We start from the raw sequence: 17,682 nt of genomic DNA on the forward strand, positions 1-17,682 counted from the left end.
CACGCCTTTCAGGGTTCAAAAAGCGTGTACTAATCGATCTCTTATAGCAGATGCCTGATTACAGCTCGGCTGCTCAAAACAGACTGTTTGTAATCACTTGAGCAGCATAAAATCTCAACCGAAATGCAAAACCCTTGAAGATCCGTTCCCGCTCAACGACTTTGGGGGTGGGGTTCTAGAGACTTTGGGGTGGGGGCTCTAGAGAGTTTGGGTCAGTGGTTCTAGAGTCGCTTGTAATCATACTTAGGGGGGAGGTTCTAGAGATATCTGTAATCAAACCCGCCCGAAGTTTGGGGTGGGGGTTCTAGAGCTCAGTTGTAATGGTGTAATAATCTGGCTTTTAAGGGGTGGGGTTCTAGAGGTATCTGTAATCAAACCTGCCCGAAGTTCGGGTGAGGGGTTCTAGAATCTCTAAGTAATCATGTAATCCAAAGGAGTAGGCCTGTTGGTATAGGCTGCTTTAGAGAGTTCTGCACCTTCTTGGTCATTTGGGGGGTAGGTTCTAGAGCAGTGCTGTAATCATGCGATCGCAACTACTCCTATTTGGGATAGGGGTTCTAGAGACTTTTTGTAATCATGTAATGATTAAAGCCTGAGATTGCCTCCTAGTAAGGGTTCTGCTGGCTATAAATATCCCCTGTTTTGCTAGGTCTGCACTAGCAAAGCTCTATCTTTTAAGGTATGGGCTGGCCTTCTGCTCGAATATCTGAGTTACAAAAGGGGTTTATCCAACCGGATTCTGAATAATTGCAGTATTTGCAGCACAAGATGACCCGATTCACAGATCAGCCTGTGTTAGGGGAGGGGTTCTAGAGATTCTTTGTAATCAATCCTTCGAGCAAACTGCTTTGTGATCGCGTGTAGTTGAGATCACATGTAATCAAATACCTGCCGCAGCGTTTCCTCATTCTCAGGGCTGATTGAGCGGGTGCCATTTTCAATCATTGAGATTAACCCTTGGCTCAGACCCGTTAGGGCCGCCAGCTTGCGCTGACTCCACCCCTTTTCTGTCCGCAAATGATGGACCTCTGTTCCGGTAAGCCCGTCTTTTTCGGCTTCGGGTGTAGGCTCCAGCAAGGTATCGGTGGCGGCTCCCTCTCCGGGCAGCAGTCCGTGGTTAATCCAAGCTTCGGGCGGGCTAATCCACAGGTAGGCATCCATCAGCGTCTCAAAGAACCCTCTAGGCCGCCTTGAGATTTCCTCTCGGCCAAAGCTGATAGGCCGAATCTCAACTGGGTAAGTGTCGCCATCAAACTGGATCTTCCAGCCCTTGTCGTGGAGGGCGAGCAGATCGTCGTCCCAGGTGCTAGCCAGCTTTTTGCGGAGCTGATAGTCTTCGTAGGCTGCCTGAATACGCTGGGGGCCGTAGGCTACCTCCATCAGAGTCTTAACATTGAGCGCGTTCTGGCGGCTGAGCTGAGTTTTGAAAAGCAGCCAGACCATGAGCCGGGCGGCTCCTTCGCGGTGCTGCCAGAGCCCCATCACGCTTTTGAGCAGCGATTTCGATAAAATGCCCTGCTGCGGTCGTACCGCTTGACCGTCTTCGTCATCTAAAAAGTACTTGGCCCAGAGCCCAGCCTTAACCACAAAGGTCATGCCAACCAGCTCCTGATTGCCGAAGAGGTCGTATTGATAGTGATAGCGGGTTCCTAGCAGGTGCCAGAGTCGGCCTTCCTCAATGGTAAAGCCCTTCGACTTGCCCTGCCGGGGCCAAGAAATGTAGGTGGTAATTTTGCAGGGCTGCTTGGCGATCTCTTCAATCAGCGCCAGCTTTTCTTTTCGGTTTTTATCTGTGCGCTGTTGCAGGCCCAGGTAAGCCTGAATCTGGCGATCGCTGATGACCAGTTCCTGCTCCCAAGGCCGCTCAACCTGAGTAGCATGAGCAGCAAAAATCAGGTGCATACAGGCAGCCCGAATGTCGAAAGTCTCAATCACTGCCAGGGCTGCTGCCCCCGCTAGTGTAGCCGGGTGCTCGTCTTCTAAGTTCTCAGTCACCCAAAAGTAGATTGCCCCCTGGCCGTTACCAATGTCGGGAGCGTAGCACAGTTTACCGTCGGGGTCAGGCTTCCAAGGCAGGTGATCCCGCTGGGTCAAAATCTTGCTGGCCTCAAAAATGGGCAGTGGGGAAGCGACCGGTGTTGTGGAGCTGTTGGCAAACAGGTCTGGGTTGGTCACTGGCCGATCACCTGCCAAAGTCGGAGGAGTCTGGGCCTCGTCTGTTGCTGAGGCTTTTTTCCTCGCCTTAGAGGTGGGCTTTTGAGATCGGGGGGACTTGCGCGATGTAGCCATGAGCCAGTTTGCTTAAAGGATAAATCCTGATTCTTAAGAATACCGCCCCTGCATGGAATAGGACTGAATAGCTCGCCTTGATTCGATTTTTGTACAGGGCGTTGCTGAGTGGTGAGATAATTTTACTCATCCTCAAGCAACGGCTTAAGCCTTCCAAGCGTGGTCTCATCCCCGGAATCAGCAACGCCTAATACAGTTCTTTCTTATTAGCACTAACAGCTGCACTGGGTGTAGACCCAGCGCCCTTGCCAGAGACTATTCATAGCCCGATTTTAGGAATTGGTGTAAACAAAATTCTTAGGTAACATACTCGTAGCCTCTCTCTAATCTCGTTACCTAAGAAAGCCATGTCCTCCTCCAAACTCTCTGCCGCTGATATCCGCCACCACATCACTCACGACCTCACCTTAGATCAAGTAGAAGACCTACAGATCTGGCTAGCAGATCACCTGGCAACCCTAGAGCGACAGGCTGAGGAATGGCTGCCTCCAACGGCTAATCAAGTGGTGGCAACCCGGCGATTGGGTAAGTCCTGTCTGCTCTTAGAAGGGGTCAAATGCGGCAAGGAAAACTGTCGCTGTGCCAGCGGTAAGCTCCATGGCCCCTATTGGTATGAATATTGGCGGGAGGGCAGCCGGGTTCGCAAACGCTACCACGGCAAACAAATTAGAAGCTGAAACAAAGCCTGACCGTACCCCTTGAAGATGTGCTGATTCTTACACTGGGCGCAATTCATGCTCCTTTAAAGGACTGTGCTTAAGTCGGTACAGAGGACTGCTATCCTCTTTTTCTCTGTCGGCTGGTTAACTTGTACTATACGCGACTGAAACGTCTCTAAACCTTGGATTGAGGGTAGTGAGGAGACTTAGAATTCTAGAATGATAGCTTTGGCTAGGGTAATTAAACCTCAATTCCTAAATCCTCGGCAATAGAGGCAATCTCATCTAACAGCTTGTCGATTTTACTGATTCGGCTCTGCACCTGCTTGTTTTTAAATAGCTGCTTCTTACGGCGCAACATCTTGATCTGAGTATAAACTCGCTCGTAGACAGGTTCTTCTGACAAGTTCTGATTGAGACTTTCTGGTTGGCTGTCCCCAGATGTTCCCAGACGCCCCCTTTCGCTACTTTCACTTAAGGCTGATCTGGCTGATGAGGATCTGTGAATTTGAGACAGTAGCTTCATCAGCTCTTCTTTGGTCAGCCCTTCACTCTGCTGCACAAGCTGCTCATGTAGGTTCTCTGGCTGGCGGTTGATCAGCGTGGCGTTGGTGGGTGAAAGTTTTCCTGCTCGGACTGCTTCTAGAATGACTGGGGCCAAATTAAGCAGGGGCAGTCGATTTGAGACAAAGCTGCCAACCTTCAGATCAAATTCTTCTAAGATGGCCTCTGCCACCTGCATCTCTTCCTCATCAACGCTGCCTATCATTCCAGAATGATAGTTTTTGATTTGGCCTACAAGTCTCTTCACCTCTTCAAAGGACTTCTTTAGCCGCAGCATCAGTAAGCCCATAATCGAGTCGGTTTCCTCGATTGGGGAGATTTCTTCGCTTAAGAGGTGAGCAATTAGCGCCACCTCTAGGGCCATTTCATCGGACATTTCCACGGTCATCGCTGGAATAGTCTCGATGCCCAACTCGCAGCAGCAGCGCCAGCGCCGCTCGCCGCTGATAATCTCGTAGAGCCCATCCTCAGCAGTTCGCACCAAAATGGGTTCTAACACGCCTTCATGTTTATCAATGGAGGCTTTGAGCTTTGCCATTTTGTCTAGGGCAAAGTAGCGCCTAGGCTGCTTTAAGTTTTCAGGTAGGCGCAGGGGAACGATCTGTTGAGTAGGGAGCTGAGTGCTGGCGCTAGTGGATTGCGATCGCAGCATCTCCAGTTCAGCCTTGAGCTGAGCGATTTCATCATCTCGTTGGGAAGACATCGCTCCCTGAAACATGGTAGACATGGGGCGCTTGCTTAGACGTGCCATGATCAGGCTCCAATAACTGCATCTGCAATGTCTGCATAAATTCGATTGGCTGCTTCACCGGGCCGAAACAGCCCTAAAGGTAGACCGGCAGCCGCCGCATTGGCGATATGGGCACTGTCGTTAATCTTGGAAAACATGGGGATGCCCATTGTTCGCATGATGCTAGGCAGGGTCTCAATGTCTGCGATAGGGCTCAGACCTAGGTTGTCTCGGTGCATGGCGCGGTCTTTAAACCCGTTGGGCACAAGGCCCAGGATCTCAGGCGCTGGCTTTAGCCTCAGCTCTTGGCGGGTGCGGTAAATCCAGTCAATCAGCTTAGCGACCGCATCAATGTCTTTATCCTCGGGCTTGAGCGTGACTAGGATGTGGGTTGAGGCTGCCAGGGTAACCGTATGAAGCTGCTCAATAGTGCCAGGACAGTCAAAAATAATGATGTCGTGAGGCAGTGGGTAGTCTTCTAGCTTATCGGCCAAAAGATACTCGCCTCGCTTAGTCATCGTCAGGCGCTGAGCAGTTTCAGATAAAACTAGGCCGCCCAGACAAGCATCAATTCCTGAGATCCGATCTGCCCAGGCCGAAAACAAAGGGTAGTCTCCAGCAAACTCAGGTCGCAAAATGTAGTCAATCGTCTGGTCGGCTGCGGGATCATCTAAGCCACAAAATAGGGTTAAAGAGCCGTTGGGGTCACAGCCAAAGAGGGCAACGGTCTGCTTCTTTCTAGCCAACTGGTAGGCCAAGTTGACTGCTAGGGTAGTTTTTCCAACTCCGCCGCTGTTAGATTGGATGGCAATTCTTTTTTGGGGCATGGGGAGTTCATCAGAACGCCCTATCATAATACCTAAGCCCAACTAGAATTCTAAAATCTTACGGAGAAGCCGTGAATTCCTAGGCTGGGTGAGGCGATTCCTGGGCGTAGCGGCTGAGACTCTGCGCAGACTTGTGCCGGGTTAACGCAATGACCTGATGCAGGTCTAGGTCCTGATGCATCAGACGAGCGACAAAAGTATGGCGGAACCGATGGGGATGCAGGCTGAAGCCGGTGGCTGCCTGCAGTTTATTCAAAACATCGCGCACGCCCCACGCGCTGAGGCGCTGCCCGTAGCTGCGGCGCGAATAGGAGAGAAACAAAGGGCAACTGTCGCTTAGGCTTTCCCCCAGCCGAGTCCGTGAGGCGAGGTAGGTCTCCAAATCTTTTCGGGCCTGGTCGTTGAGCGGCACCTGACTAATCACTTGAGTTGTTCTAACCTGGAGCCGATCGCTCCGGTAACCGCCTATATCTAGAGCAGAAATTTCCTCCGCTCTAACCCCATGAAGCAGAACCGAGATGAGTGCAGTGTCCCGTTTAGGAAAAGAACCTGCGAGAGCCATCTCATAAATCTGGGCTAGTTCTGTTGGGCTGAGTGCTGTGGTGTGGGTATTTTCGCTGTGTGAGTCATGGGGTGTAGCCACGGCTGATGTGGGATCTTTGGGTATGTATCCGCTATCAACCATCCAGCGAAAAAATTTCTGAAGTGTTGCCATTGCTCGTTTAACAGTGGCAGGAGCCAGCGACTGCTCTATTAAAAATTTTTGATACTGCACTATCTGCCCATAGCTGACCTGCGGCCAATCTGTCTCGGTCCACTCCAAGAATCGCTTCAGATCTTGTCGGTAGGCTTTTTGGCTGTTTTCAGAGAGCGATCGCACCTGCAAAAACTCATCCACACTTGCCTGGCGTCGGTCGGTCGGCAACCCTGACCCTCTCTGGCTCGGCTTAGAGGCAGCCCGTTGAAGCTGAAGCGAAATAATGACAGGCTCTGGTGTCGGCTTTCGAGGCATTGTTTGCAGTCCCGATAAAGATACGATTTAGATAAAATTATTTGGGATAAGACAAGTCTAAGACAATATGGCACAATACACTCAAGTCCAGTCGCAGCGGCCTAACAGGGACTGATAACGGCTCATTCGACTCAGCAAAACTATGCCCAAACGGCCAAAGTCAGGTGCTGTTTCCAATGCTGCTCCTAAAGGGGGCAAAAAACACTCGGGCATTCCCGAAAAGTGCCGCAAGTGCGCCATGCTCTCAGCGGAGCAGGCTCAGGTCCTGCATGGGCCTGAAGGCAATGGCTGCTGGAATCCAGCGGTGTGCTACAGTCGCCGCTCCTATGCCAGACACCGCGATCGCATTAACCAGACCCGTAACCGCAGACGCAGGCAGGTAGAACTGGAGCAGATTTCTGTGGATTTGGGGCTGCTGGCGCAGGTCGTCTTTGCGGTGCTGGTGGTATATCGCAAAGCTGGGGCTGATACACCTGTCCACGCGATCGGTGCTGAGATCTGGCAAGGCCAGGAAAAAGTAGCGGTGGTGCCCCCCATTCACTGTGCTGGCTTGGTGCCCAGCCAAGTCCATGCCTATGTGGGAAAAATGCTGCAGCTTCTAGAAAGCCGCTACACCCTCAAGAAGTTTGCCAGCCAGGTACGACTAGACCCAGACCTGTGCCGCCTGCGCCCCTGCCCACTGCACCCCGAAGAGGGCGCATGAGGCTAGTCCAGCTGGAGCTACCCCTGTGGCAGGTGCTAGAAACCGCTGCCCAAGCCCCTGCCGAGGCAGACATGATTGCCCTGCTTGATCTGCTGGAAGAAACGCTGTCTGCCTTAGATGCTTTGGGGCGGCTGCAGGTCGTTTCGGAAGGAATTGCCCAAATTGTGCAGGTGTTTGAGATGCGATCGCAAATCGCATTTGAAGACCTAGAAGCTACTGCCAGCGATGAGGGGCCGCCAATGCCTGCCAACGCCTTTGATCAATATGTGCGGCAGACGATGGAGCTTGATTTTGAGCCTTTCATTGCCGCTCCAGAAGATTTGCCCAAAGCTTCTAGCCATGGCCGAGATGACGGGGCTCTAACAACTTCAGTGGCCGGAGAACTTGATAGAGCTGCTCTGCTGCAGGTGCTAGAGACGCAGATGAGCCAAGAACCCGCTCTCACCGAAGCCGACATCTTTAATCGCACCCTGTCCCTTGCCCACGAAGAAGATGTCTCTACCTGGGTAGCAGAAATTACCCGATGGATGAGCCAAAATGCCTGCACCGAAATTACCCTGATCCAGCTTCAGCAGCTGACCGGAATGCCGTTGATTCAGCTGTGGCTGGCGCTACTGTTAGGTGGCTACCCGATAGAGCAGCGTGGAGACTTTTACGACATCAGTAGTGTTTGGGTAAACAGGCTTCCAGACAACAATTCTGCCGTTCATCCGCAAGAATCTCTTTAAGGTCAGTACAATCCTGATGTGGGGCGTCGGCTGGAGACCCCCTTAAATCTTTTAGAGGGATGCTGCAAATGATGTCAAAAGAGATGACCGCTGGAATGAATGCCATGCCAATCAATATTGGTATTGGGGAACAGGACCGCCAAGAAATTGCTCAAGGTCTTTCTAAACTGCTGGCTGATACTTACACCCTTTATCTAAAAACCCACAACTTCCACTGGAATGTTACGGGGCCGATGTTTCAGACCCTGCACCTGATGTTTGAAACGCAATACAACGAGCTAGCCCTGGCCGTCGATCTGATTGCCGAGCGCATTCGTGCCTTGGGGTTTCCAGCCCCAGGCACCTATCAGTCGTTTGCCAGCCTCTCCTCAATTGGGGAAGAAGAGGGCGTGCCTAGTGCTGAAGACATGATCCGTAAGCTGGTAGAAGGCCAGGAAGCAGTGGTTCGCACCGCCCGCTCAGTGTTTCCGGTAGTTGAGCGGGTCAGTGATGAGCCGACCGCTGACCTCCTAACCCAGCGGATGCAGGTTCACGAAAAAACAGCATGGATGCTCAGGAGCCTGCTAGGGCAGTAGCACTGTTCATCGGCAGGCATAGGATGACTTTCTTATGCCTGTATAAACGGGCCTGTAGAGGCTGACAAATAAGCACCCCGGCAGAGCTGTTGGGGTGCTTGTTTATGGCTAAAGGCTCAGGCCCGTCCCAAGTGGGGTCGGTACACTGGCATTCAACAAACTTTATTGGCCGCTTCCTTGTCGCTCAGTACCTCTTAGTTCAGTAGCTCTTAGTGATGACCCCTTCAAAGCAAACCCGGCTGATCGAATTCTTGCGAGATACGTTAGCGGTGCCTGCCGATGCACTGGCTTTAGGGCTGCGCCGAGCTGAGCAAGCCCCCAATCTGCTGCCAATGATCCTCTGGCAGTACGGTTTTGTTGACCTAGAGCAGCTCAATCAGATTTTTGACTGGATGGAGCAGGTTTAGCCATTTCTCTTGACTCAGTTTTAAGCTGCGTAGTCAAACAGAGCATCCAGGTAGATCCGGTTAACTCTGCGATCGCACATCCCATTTTGCATAAGAAACAGTGACAGCGCAGCACAGAAAACTCGGTGCTGGCTCCAGGTCGGATGGGTTTCGAGATAGGTCTGCAGCGATTCGTGCAGTTCCTCAGGGATCTCAACGTTCAGACTGATCCGGGGCACCATTGTCGTCGCCATAAGCCAACTCTCCTTCACAATAGGAACCAAAAAATCGACGGAAATTACAAAACTAGACACCCAAAAGCTGCGCTCGACGGACTTAGAGTTTAGCTCTAAACTTCCAGCTTTAAAGGAAATCTAGAGGGTGAAGACTCTTGAGTCAGGGCGCTGCAATAGCTGTCGCATCATTGTCACTAACCCGCCCACCCCTGTCAACGTTGCCAAAGACAGGCAGATGCGCTAGTGAACCAAAGCCGGAACGAAAGAATGAGGGTTCTGGTAGTTCCCGATTCGCTGGGTTTGGGGGCAAATGATGATTTTGCAACTTTTAATTTGTGGAGAGGCGTAATCCACAGAAATTGCCCAACCCCTAGCAGTGCTGTTTTACCCTGTGGAAAATGGGCCGATCCCTTGGGGAGAACTTTGAACAAAGCTGGGGAAAACAAAAATAAAATCCAAAAAAATTGTGAAGCCCTAAAAAAAATAAGTGTGGCCGTCTTTATTGCTCTGTATGCTTGCTTAAAACTCAGCAAAAGCAAGCACTTTGGGATCCGTTTCTATCACTGAGTAAAGATGCTCTTGCCAAAAAGCAGGCTTCCCACGATAAACTACAGCAAAGCTGTGATTAGTTCATATGTACTCTACAGTAAGTGATTTTAACGCTGTCTTAAGCATCTCTTCCCTAGCCGCCTGAAACTCATCGGGATTAACTTTCATTTCTAGAAATGATTCCAAGGTCGTCTGCATCCGCTAAGGGTGCCAAGCCTGCCTGTCCGTGTTTGCTTATCTATGTTTGTAGGAGTAAAGCCTCATGGGAAGGTATCGAAACCGCAGGATGCCCCTGGACGGTTGGACCGCCGGCTTGACGACAGCTGCCCTCTTGGGAGTTGCCCCTGCAGTTCAGGCCAATGACATTACCTTGGCCTTTGACTTGCCGCCTACTGGGGCTCCCATGCCTGTCCAAGCAGATCTGTCACCAGAGGTGACCCTCACTTCTGATCTACCGCTATCTTCTGGGGCGGCCTCTGAGGTGCCAGTACCTTCTGAGGTGTTAGAAGGCCCGCTGCGGCTAGAGCGACTGCCGGTGCCAGCAGCGCCTCCTCCAGTAATTGAGACTTCGACCATAGCGCTGCCGCCACCGCCCGACTCAGAAGGTCAAGCGGCCCTTGTCGCTCCAACCGGCGAATCCGATTTGTTTGCTGGAGGCTCTGATTCCTTGGTAGCCCGAGCGGTGGGCAGTGCTGAGGGCACCCGCACCCCTCAAGGTCACCGCACTTCGGCCTATTACGGCCATGTTGATCCCGGCAATGGAGCCTGGAACTTAGGCAGCTTCTCTTACCAGCACGGAGCGCCCTCTCCTGAAGTGGCCGATGCCAGACAGCTGCAGCGGCTACAGCGGCAGGCTACTGAGCTAAATCGACAGGCCCAGGATAAGGGCTTAACTCTGACACTGGCAGAAACCCTCAACGGCATTGACCTAGCCAATCAGGCTTCGCTGGCCGCCTTAGACCGGGGCTATCTAGACTGGCTGCACCAGGCCCATGAGCTAGGCATGGCTGGCGATGAGGCTATTCTCTATGCCCGCACCCGCGCCTTTTTAGACCCCGACACTGGTCGGTGGAATGCTCCTGGGCTAGGGAATGCTGTCGCTAGTATTTCCCAGGATCAGGAGCGGCGGTTGGGTGCGATCGCAAAAACAATTGCCCTTGAGCAGGAGATCTCTGTCGCAAGTCCGATTTCTTCAGTTCCCCAAGCCTTGATTACCGAGAAACCTGAAGTCATCACTCCACAGTTAGAACCAACGGCAGATCAAGTAGTAGACGTTATTCTCAGCTTAGACTTGCCGTGAAAGTAGCTTTGAGTATCAGGGTTGAGTAATCACTCTCACAGTCCTCTGAAACTAGAATCCATCCACTGCTCAGCGGAAGAAATACCTCTTTGAGTAGATAAGCATAGGTTTTTGCCAGTCTAAGTTTTAACTGTAGTTCTAGAAGTTTTTTGGAGTATTCCTAAAAAGCTTAAATCTCTGTTCAACGTTCTGCTCAGGAAGCAGGCTAATTGCCTATCTGTTGTCAGTTAAGCGAATTGGCGTCTTTTTGCGCTGCTTAGTTCTTGGCTTAAACGTGCGAAGTTCAGATCCACTACAGCTGGATCTGTTTTTCTGATGTTTGGAAATTCCTTTCTATACTGCTTAGGATTTCTTCTCTAGATGTAGTGCCAGCAGATAGGTTGACCCCTTCCAGTCGTCATTGACCAGTCATCATTGAGGAAAAACAATGAGTGTGAAAAACAACGAAAAGTCAGCTAAGAAATTAGCGAGCATTGTCGGCCTGGTAAGTGTCAGTGCATTCCTGAGCCTCCCAGCTCTAGCGCTGCTCAATTCCCAATCCTCCAATACCGATTCGGTCAATACTGAATCAGGGCAGCTACTTGGACAAACGGGCGGTACCACGGGGACAGGAACGACAGGTGCGACGGGTACAACGGCTCCTGGTGCAGCAACTCCTGGCACGACTGGCACTGGCACTGGCATTGATACGACGACCCCTGGTGCAGCAACTCCTGGCACTATTGGAACCGACGGTGCAGCAACTCCTGGTACCGCTGGAACTGGCACTGGTGCAACTCCTGGTACTAGTAGAACAACGGGTACCGGTGCAACTCCTGGTACTAGTAGAACGACGGGTACCGGTGTAGGAACTGGCGCAGGTGGCACTGGTACGACAACTCCTGGTGTAGCAACTCCCGGCACGACTGGCACCGGCGTAGGTGGCACTATTACGACTCCTGGCACTACTGGAACTGGCACCAGCATCACAACTCCCGGCACGACTGGCACTGGTACAGGGGCTGGCGCAGGCGGTACGGTCACAACTCCTGGCACCACGGCTCCCGGTGTGGGTACGGGCGTAGGTGGCGCGGGTACGACGACCCCCGGTGTAGGCACTGGAGTTGGTGGTGCAGGTACGACAACTCCTGGTGTAGATGCAGGAGTTGATGGCACTGGCACAACAGGTACGGGCGCTGGTGTAGGGGCCGGTGGTGCAGAAGGCTTCGATGATGGCACGACTGGCACAGGCGCAGGTGCTGGTGCAGGCGGCACAGACGGCGTTCGAGCTTTCTGGTAAATAGTAGTGGTGCGGACGTAGAATCCCGTCCGCACCGACTGCATTTGAATCAGAATTACACTATGGCGTATTGGGCTTATTAGAGGTATGGCGTATCAGATACTCAAGCTTCTTCCGTTTGCCACTCTAGCCTGGTCCCTGTGGCTGTATCTCACTCCTCGAACCCCAGTCGCTTCGCAGCCGGTCACGCCTCCCCAAATGGCAGCAGCAAAGGCCGCCTCTTCTAATGCTGCTGTTGACCCAACGTTAGAGTCCAACCGGCTAGAAATTGAACTGAGTCGCCGCACGGTGACCCTATACCGAAACAACGCCAAGGTAAGAAGCTACCCCATTGGTGTCGGTCGGCAGGGTTGGGAAACGCCGGAAGGGCAGTTCAGAGTGATGCAGATGCGGCGCAACCCAGTTTGGATTCACCCCTTTACCAATGAATCGTTCCCGCCGGGGCATCCTGAAAATCCTTTAGGGTCTTACTGGATAGGCTTCTGGCGCAATGGCGAAGACTGGATTGGATTTCACGGCACACCTCCTTCTGATCGACAGACGGTGGGCCAGGCAATCTCCCACGGCTGCATTCGCATGTATGACGAGGACATTGCGGAACTGTATAACGAGGTGAACTTAGGCAGACAGGTCATTGTGAAGCCCTAGAGCCGCCAGGAAAAACAGCGCCCTGACTAGATCCGTGATTAGTTGTGTGGTCGTAGTCTAAGTCTCTCTGGTTATAACGTCTAATAATGCTCTGACTGGCGACATTGGCAGCACTGTCGAGCGCCTGGCAGGATGAGTAGGCAGGGAGCTGGTTTAAGGCCGACAGAATCTCTCTGCCTGCAGAAATGCCGTTGTTTTTATGTCCGTCCTCATGGTTTTGTAGTGCCGTAATGTACCGCTGCCATTCCGCAACCAGCGATCGCGGTGCTCCTGCGGGAGGTACCCACTGTGGATAGGTAATGGTGACGTCGATTTTGGTCGCTGGCGAACTGACGCTACATTGGCTGCTGGCTCTGTTATAGCGATATGACCAGTGCACGAACCATTCGGTTCTAGCGTCGTAGCGCCGCCCTTCCGCAGGCTCAAAGGGGCCTTGCTGGAGCATTTGTGTTCGCAACTGGGTGGCGCTGGTGCCGGTAATTGGGTAGTAACGATGGTTGACGTTGATGGTTGGCGCTACTAATGGCTGAGCCTGCTGACTTTGCAGCCTGCTCTGAAGCTGTTTTTTGGGTTCGTTTAGGCTCTCTGTTTCAAAGGAAGCAGCTTCTGCTTTCAAGGCAAGGTTTGCGCTACCAAAACCAAAACTTTGCAGTTCAGGCGTTTTCAGCAGATGCCCTTGGATAGGTCCGCCTGCTAAGCTAAGCAGTAGGGTCAATAAAAACAGTCCGAAAAACTTGAAACGCAGCACAGGCATTCCTTCTAAGCGAGCGCTCAGATATAATGCCCCCTTCTCCTCAAAATCTCTCTAAAGATAGAGGTGCTGCACAGAAATTTATGTAGATGTAGTTTTTATAGCTTGTCTGGGCTGCTGAGTGGGGGATGGGAGGCTGCGATCGCAACCTCCCTCAATCCTCTTTACGCCCCTAACGGCTGCCACCCGGAAAATAGCGCCGCCGCCGCTGCCGCCGCGGTTGCCAGGGCAGTCTAATGTCGCTGAAGTGGAAAGTACCGCTGACAAAGTGCTCCTCAGTAGTTTCTGTTGGTTTCTCCTTTAAGCTGCGCAGCCCATTGAGGTCAATGAAGCTAAAAACGACTTTAGAGAAAAATGGAACTAGACAGAAGAGAAAGGTTTCGACCGTGCGATCAAAAACATTTAAGGCAGCAGGCCCCAAAATCCAAATAATTGGGTAGCAAATCCAGGTTACGGTGAAAAAGGTGGTTAAGCGGTCATAAAATCGAACTAGTGCAGGCTCATTCTGCGATTTAGCCCGGTCACGGTAGGGGCCCCAGATCAGCCAGAGCACTACTAGAAACGCGACCGTTCCATTGATGTACCAGAAATACCGCACACTGGGTACGGCAGCAATATCGGCTAACAAGCCCGACCCAATGACAATCACCTGCGTGGCCATGGCAGAGAATATCAGGGTCCAGTCTTTGTGTTTCATGTAGTGCATGGCCGACCAGCCCAAGGCCAATAGCAGTAGGGGCGTGGTGACAATCCAATCTAAGTAACGACCTAGAAAGACAATATGGTCATCGAAGGGATTGATTCTGCCAAACTCTAGGCCTTCACCCGGCATTACTAAGGATAAATAAGCCAGCCCTGACCAGATTGGAATAAACATCGCAACGAAATATTCCAGCTTGGGAAGGCCCTTGGGATTTCTGCCAAGCAAGGCAAAATATAGGGCTCCAATTGCCATGCCAGCAATGTAGAGCCACTGCCAAAAATACTGCCAATTCATAAATAACCTCTTATTGTAATTCTCAGCTAAGGCAATTCTTGTCAAAGAAAAGTGATCGAAATGTGATCAATGCTCAGGAGTAAAATTCAGGAACAAAATTTTTGCTACTCCGGTTCCTATTCACAGGTACAGAACTGCTTGAATGGCACAACTAACCTAATTAATAGCGGCTCCTGCAAGCAAAATCCTACTTAGATAACCATTCTCTCTAAAGAGAAAGCTTCTATCTTGAGATGCATTTAGATATTTCAGTTAACTGCAAATTCAGATACAGATTTAAGGGTTTTGAGAGTCATACAAAGCTTTAAAGCCTGGCCTAGCCAACAATTAGCTCGATGCCAGCAGTGTTAAATCAACTGCAGAATTATAGGCTGCTCATCATTCGTTTGCCATCATTTGCTCATCGCTAGACACCGATGGCGATCACTAACCCACTACTGTGGCAGGGGCTAACAATTTATAAATCATTCTCCTTTAGCAGGATGATCCTCTGTCTTGGCCTACCTAGCATCGAGTTGATCGGTTTCCTCGAAGACCTGTGACCTCGCGCAAAGGCAGATACTCTCATGACCCAAGCGATCGCACGTGAAGCTCAATCGGGCACCCTTGCCCCCGACCTGCTGCGTAAAATGGACGCCTACTGGCGGGCAGCCAACTATCTTTCAGTGGGCCAAATATATTTGCTCGATAATCCCCTGCTTAAAGAGCCGCTGACCTTGGATCACGTGAAGCCTCGATTGCTAGGCCATTGGGGCACCACACCGGGGCTAAATTTTATCTATGTTCACCTCAACCGCGCTATTAAACAGTACGACCTGAATGCAATCTACATTGCGGGGCCGGGGCATGGTGGACCTGGCCTGGTTGCCAATACCTATCTAGAAGGCAGTTACAGCGACTACTATTCCAACATTTCTCAAGATGCCGAGGGCATGAAAAAGCTGTTTAAGCAGTTTTCGTTTCCCTACGGCATTCCCAGCCATGTCGCGCCAGAGACACCCGGCTCGATTCACGAAGGAGGAGAACTGGGCTACTCCATTGCCCATGCGTATGGAGCCGCTTTTGATAACCCGGATTTGCTGGTCTGCTGTGTCGTAGGCGATGGCGAAGCGGAGACAGGGCCTCTGGCAACGGCCTGGCACTCCAACAAGTTTCTCAACCCGGCCCGCGATGGAGCCGTGCTGCCCATTCTGCACCTAAATGGCTACAAAATTGCCAACCCAACGATTTTGGCCCGCATGAGCGAGCGGGAGCTAGAGAGCCTATTTGTGGGCTATGGTTACAAGCCCTACTTTGTCGAAGGCTCTGAACCCGAAGCCATGCACCAGCTCATGGCCGAAACTCTAGATACCATCATTGGGGAGACTAAGGCGATTCAGCACGAGGCTCGCACCAGCGGTTTGAAAGAGCGGCCCCAATATCCCATGATCATCTTGCGATCGCCCAAAGGCTGGACTGGCCCCAAGGAAGTAGATGGTAAAAAAACGGAGGGTTTTTGGCGATCGCACCAGGTGCCTTTTGCTGAGATGAAGAGCAATCCAGAGCACCTAAAGCTGCTGGAAGACTGGATGAAGAGCTATCGACCGGAGGAGCTGTTTGACGAAAACGGCAGGCTGATCGAAGAACTGGCCGAATTGGCACCGCAAGGCCAACGGCGCATGGGCGACAACCCCCATGCCAACGGTGGGGCCATACTGCACGACCTGCGGATGCCGGACTTTCGAGATTACGCCTTTGAGATGAGCGCTCCCGGCACTGAATACGCCGAAGCCACCCGCATTATGGGTACCTTCCTGCGCGATGTGATGAAGCTCAACTTAGATAGGGCCAACTTCCGCCTTTTTGGCCCCGACGAGACGGCCTCTAATCGACTGAGCTCGGTATTTGAGGTGAGCGATCGCACTTGGCTAGAAGACATCTACCCCTACGACGATCACCTCTCGCCCGAGGGACGCGTCATGGAGATTTTGAGCGAGCATACCTGTCAAGGCTGGCTGGAGGGCTACCTGCTCACTGGGCGACACGGCCTCTTCTCCTGCTACGAGGCGTTTATCCATATTGTCGATTCGATGTTTAACCAGCACGCTAAGTGGCTGGAAAGCTGCAACCACATTGAGTGGCGGCGGCCCGTGGCCTCGCTCAACTACCTGCTCACCTCCCATGTTTGGCGGCAGGACCACAATGGCTTTAGCCACCAAGACCCCGGCTTTCTAGACGTAGTAGCCAACAAGAAGGCCAGTGTCACTCGAATCTACCTACCGCCCGACGCCAACACCCTGCTCTCGGTAACTGATCACTGCTTGCGCAGCCACAACTATATCAATGTCATTGTGGCGGGTAAACAAGCGGCTCTCCAGTACCTCGATATGGATGCTGCCGTGAAGCACTGCACCCTAGGCATTGGCATTTGGGAATGGGCTAGTAATGACCAGGGAGGAGAACCGGATGTGGTGATGGCCTCCTGCGGCGACGTTCCTACCCTGGAAGCCTTGGCGGCAGTGGATATCCTGCGGCAGAACTTTCCCGATCTCAAGGTGCGATTTGTCAACGTCGTTGATCTGATGAAGCTGCAGCCAGAGAGCGAACACCCGCATGGACTGAGCGATCGCAAATTTGACTCCCTGTTTACGACCGACAAGCCCATCATCTTCGCCTTTCACGGCTATCCCTGGCTGATCCACCGGCTTACTTACCGGCGCACCAACCACAAAAACCTCCATGTCCGGGGCTACAAAGAGGAAGGTACGACCACAACCCCCTTCGACATGGTGGTGCGAAACGATGTGGATCGTTTTCATCTAGCGATGGATGTCATCGATCGCGTGCCCAAACTCCAGAACGTGGGTGCCCATGTTCAGCAAAAGCTGCACGAAAAGCTGGTCGAGCACGTCCACTACATCTCAACCTATGGCGACGACATGCCCGAGATCCAAGACTGGAAATGGCCCTACTCCGGCCAACCGTCTGACCAAAGTCCTCAAGATGTAGCTACCCCCGATGCTGCAGACGAATCAGAGAGCGTGCGCTCAGACGCTTAAACAGAAGGACTAAGGGCGAGATTTCAGCCCATAAGCCAACGTCTTATGGTGCCCTAGCGCCGTGAAGCTAAACCCTCTGGGCTTTTACTTCACCGGCGCTGGGGCTTTGTCACATAAATCAAAACCCTAGCGCCAAACTTTTTCAGGTTGTTATTACCCGGCATGAAGGCGCAAATTTTCACGACTTCATTTAGAGCAGTTGTGTTCCTGTAGAAGTACAGCTTGTGGCTTTAAATCAACTCAAATGCCGTCTTCCAAAAAACGAGCTGAAAGATCATATCACCTACCTTTTGTTTCGGGTGAATTACTCCTGTCTAACCGCTGCTGAAAAAGCTCAACAGCACTCACCGAATGGAAAGCGTAAAGAAGTTTTGTAGTTTTTTGACCAGAGTATCTACTAAAGGTGAAAAA

16 protein-coding genes are annotated in these 17,682 nt (G+C 51.9%); 9 read left to right on the plus strand and 7 right to left on the minus strand.

Annotated features, from left to right (window positions below; genetic code table 11):
• Positions 1–870: 870 nt before the first annotated feature.
• The gene (locus tag H6G13_RS12185; protein WP_190483483.1) at positions 871–2,289 is read right to left on the minus strand and encodes a helix-turn-helix transcriptional regulator; all 1,419 of its coding nucleotides are present in this window, start codon (positions 2,287–2,289) and stop codon (positions 871–873) included.
• Between the two features lie 347 nt (positions 2,290–2,636).
• On the opposite strand from H6G13_RS12185, the gene H6G13_RS12190 reads away from it, so the two are divergent.
• Entirely contained in the window at positions 2,637–2,966 is a 330-nt protein-coding gene (locus H6G13_RS12190) for a hypothetical protein (RefSeq protein WP_190483484.1), read from the plus strand.
• A 223-nt stretch (positions 2,967–3,189) separates the two neighbouring features.
• Here the strand turns inward: H6G13_RS12190 and H6G13_RS12195 are convergent, their stop codons facing one another.
• From H6G13_RS12195 to H6G13_RS12205, 3 genes are all read right to left on the minus strand, one after another.
• Positions 3,190–4,263 (minus strand): ParB/RepB/Spo0J family partition protein, encoded by a 1,074-nt coding sequence (locus H6G13_RS12195; RefSeq protein WP_190483485.1) that lies wholly within the window; start codon positions 4,261–4,263, stop codon positions 3,190–3,192.
• Between the two features lie 2 nt (positions 4,264–4,265).
• The gene (locus H6G13_RS12200) at positions 4,266–5,069 is read right to left on the minus strand and encodes a ParA family protein (RefSeq protein ID WP_190483486.1); all 804 of its coding nucleotides are present in this window, start codon (positions 5,067–5,069) and stop codon (positions 4,266–4,268) included.
• Positions 5,070–5,148: 79 nt separating this feature from the next.
• Entirely contained in the window at positions 5,149–6,081 is a 933-nt protein-coding gene (locus H6G13_RS12205; RefSeq protein WP_190483487.1) for a tyrosine-type recombinase/integrase, read from the minus strand.
• A gap of 142 nt (positions 6,082–6,223) precedes the next feature.
• Between H6G13_RS12205 and H6G13_RS12210 the strand changes: the two genes are divergently transcribed.
• The 4 genes from H6G13_RS12210 (at position 6,224) to H6G13_RS12225 (ending at position 8,494) form a co-directional block, all read left to right on the plus strand.
• Complete coding sequence (locus tag H6G13_RS12210; protein WP_242028283.1) at positions 6,224–6,784, plus strand: hypothetical protein; 561 nt, start codon at positions 6,224–6,226, stop codon at positions 6,782–6,784.
• Positions 6,781–7,512, plus strand: a complete 732-nt coding sequence (locus tag H6G13_RS12215; protein WP_190483488.1) for a hypothetical protein — start codon at positions 6,781–6,783, stop codon at positions 7,510–7,512. The genes H6G13_RS12210 and H6G13_RS12215 overlap by 4 nt, the downstream gene beginning before the upstream one ends.
• Before the next feature lie 104 nt (positions 7,513–7,616).
• Positions 7,617–8,087: a DNA starvation/stationary phase protection protein gene (locus H6G13_RS12220; RefSeq protein ID WP_190483553.1), complete on the plus strand. Its 471-nt coding sequence runs from the start codon at positions 7,617–7,619 to the stop codon at positions 8,085–8,087.
• Between the two features lie 215 nt (positions 8,088–8,302).
• Positions 8,303–8,494, plus strand: a complete 192-nt coding sequence (locus H6G13_RS12225) for a DUF2949 domain-containing protein (RefSeq protein WP_190483489.1) — start codon at positions 8,303–8,305, stop codon at positions 8,492–8,494.
• Positions 8,495–8,514: 20 nt separating this feature from the next.
• Here H6G13_RS12225 and H6G13_RS12230 read toward each other — a convergent pair whose 3' ends face one another.
• The gene (locus H6G13_RS12230; protein WP_190483554.1) at positions 8,515–8,715 is read right to left on the minus strand and encodes a DUF2811 domain-containing protein; all 201 of its coding nucleotides are present in this window, start codon (positions 8,713–8,715) and stop codon (positions 8,515–8,517) included.
• 805 nt (positions 8,716–9,520) lie between these two features.
• On the opposite strand from H6G13_RS12230, the gene H6G13_RS12235 reads away from it, so the two are divergent.
• From H6G13_RS12235 to H6G13_RS12245, 3 genes are all read left to right on the plus strand, one after another.
• Positions 9,521–10,558, plus strand: coding sequence for a hypothetical protein (locus H6G13_RS12235; RefSeq protein ID WP_190483490.1), 1,038 nt, complete (start codon positions 9,521–9,523; stop codon positions 10,556–10,558).
• A 427-nt stretch (positions 10,559–10,985) separates the two neighbouring features.
• Complete coding sequence (locus H6G13_RS12240; protein WP_190483491.1) at positions 10,986–11,837, plus strand: hypothetical protein; 852 nt, start codon at positions 10,986–10,988, stop codon at positions 11,835–11,837.
• 87 nt (positions 11,838–11,924) lie between these two features.
• A complete protein-coding gene (locus tag H6G13_RS12245) occupies positions 11,925–12,485 on the plus strand; it encodes a L,D-transpeptidase (protein ID WP_199305869.1) in 561 nt (186 codons plus the stop codon).
• Here H6G13_RS12245 and H6G13_RS12250 read toward each other — a convergent pair.
• Both H6G13_RS12250 and H6G13_RS12255 read right to left on the minus strand, forming a co-directional pair.
• Positions 12,469–13,233, minus strand: coding sequence for a DUF922 domain-containing Zn-dependent protease (locus H6G13_RS12250; RefSeq protein WP_190483492.1), 765 nt, complete (start codon positions 13,231–13,233; stop codon positions 12,469–12,471). The two genes, H6G13_RS12245 and H6G13_RS12250, sit on opposite strands and share 17 nt — an antisense overlap.
• 175 nt (positions 13,234–13,408) lie before the next feature.
• Entirely contained in the window at positions 13,409–14,233 is an 825-nt protein-coding gene (locus H6G13_RS12255; protein WP_190483493.1) for a bacteriorhodopsin, read from the minus strand.
• A gap of 566 nt (positions 14,234–14,799) precedes the next feature.
• On the opposite strand from H6G13_RS12255, the gene H6G13_RS12260 reads away from it, so the two are divergent.
• The gene (locus tag H6G13_RS12260) at positions 14,800–17,271 is read left to right on the plus strand and encodes a phosphoketolase family protein (RefSeq protein ID WP_190483494.1); all 2,472 of its coding nucleotides are present in this window, start codon (positions 14,800–14,802) and stop codon (positions 17,269–17,271) included.
• Positions 17,272–17,682: the final 411 nt, after the last annotated feature.

This window comes from Pseudanabaena sp. FACHB-2040, from assembly GCF_014696715.1.
Classification (GTDB): Bacteria; Cyanobacteriota; Cyanobacteriia; order Phormidesmidales; family Phormidesmidaceae; genus JACVSF01.

What these genes read in the sequence shown, in the direction of transcription:
- H6G13_RS12185 (WP_190483483.1), bottom strand. Translation starts at nt 2,289, where the DNA reads ATGGCTACATCGCGCAAGTCCCCCCGATCTCAAAAGCCCACCTCTAAG.
- H6G13_RS12190 (WP_190483484.1), top strand. Translation starts at nt 2,637, where the DNA reads ATGTCCTCCTCCAAACTCTCTGCCGCTGATATCCGCCACCACATCACT.
- H6G13_RS12195 (WP_190483485.1), bottom strand. Translation starts at nt 4,263, where the DNA reads ATGGCACGTCTAAGCAAGCGCCCCATGTCTACCATGTTTCAGGGAGCG.
- H6G13_RS12200 (WP_190483486.1), bottom strand. Translation starts at nt 5,069, where the DNA reads ATGCCCCAAAAAAGAATTGCCATCCAATCTAACAGCGGCGGAGTTGGA.
- H6G13_RS12205 (WP_190483487.1), bottom strand. Translation starts at nt 6,081, where the DNA reads ATGCCTCGAAAGCCGACACCAGAGCCTGTCATTATTTCGCTTCAGCTT.
- H6G13_RS12210 (WP_242028283.1), top strand. Translation starts at nt 6,224, where the DNA reads ATGCCCAAACGGCCAAAGTCAGGTGCTGTTTCCAATGCTGCTCCTAAA.
- H6G13_RS12215 (WP_190483488.1), top strand. Translation starts at nt 6,781, where the DNA reads ATGAGGCTAGTCCAGCTGGAGCTACCCCTGTGGCAGGTGCTAGAAACC.
- H6G13_RS12220 (WP_190483553.1), top strand. Translation starts at nt 7,617, where the DNA reads ATGCCAATCAATATTGGTATTGGGGAACAGGACCGCCAAGAAATTGCT.
- H6G13_RS12225 (WP_190483489.1), top strand. Translation starts at nt 8,303, where the DNA reads ATGACCCCTTCAAAGCAAACCCGGCTGATCGAATTCTTGCGAGATACG.
- H6G13_RS12230 (WP_190483554.1), bottom strand. Translation starts at nt 8,715, where the DNA reads ATGGTGCCCCGGATCAGTCTGAACGTTGAGATCCCTGAGGAACTGCAC.
- H6G13_RS12235 (WP_190483490.1), top strand. Translation starts at nt 9,521, where the DNA reads ATGGGAAGGTATCGAAACCGCAGGATGCCCCTGGACGGTTGGACCGCC.
- H6G13_RS12240 (WP_190483491.1), top strand. Translation starts at nt 10,986, where the DNA reads ATGAGTGTGAAAAACAACGAAAAGTCAGCTAAGAAATTAGCGAGCATT.
- H6G13_RS12245 (WP_199305869.1), top strand. Translation starts at nt 11,925, where the DNA reads ATGGCGTATCAGATACTCAAGCTTCTTCCGTTTGCCACTCTAGCCTGG.
- H6G13_RS12255 (WP_190483493.1), bottom strand. Translation starts at nt 14,233, where the DNA reads ATGAATTGGCAGTATTTTTGGCAGTGGCTCTACATTGCTGGCATGGCA.
- H6G13_RS12260 (WP_190483494.1), top strand. Translation starts at nt 14,800, where the DNA reads ATGACCCAAGCGATCGCACGTGAAGCTCAATCGGGCACCCTTGCCCCC.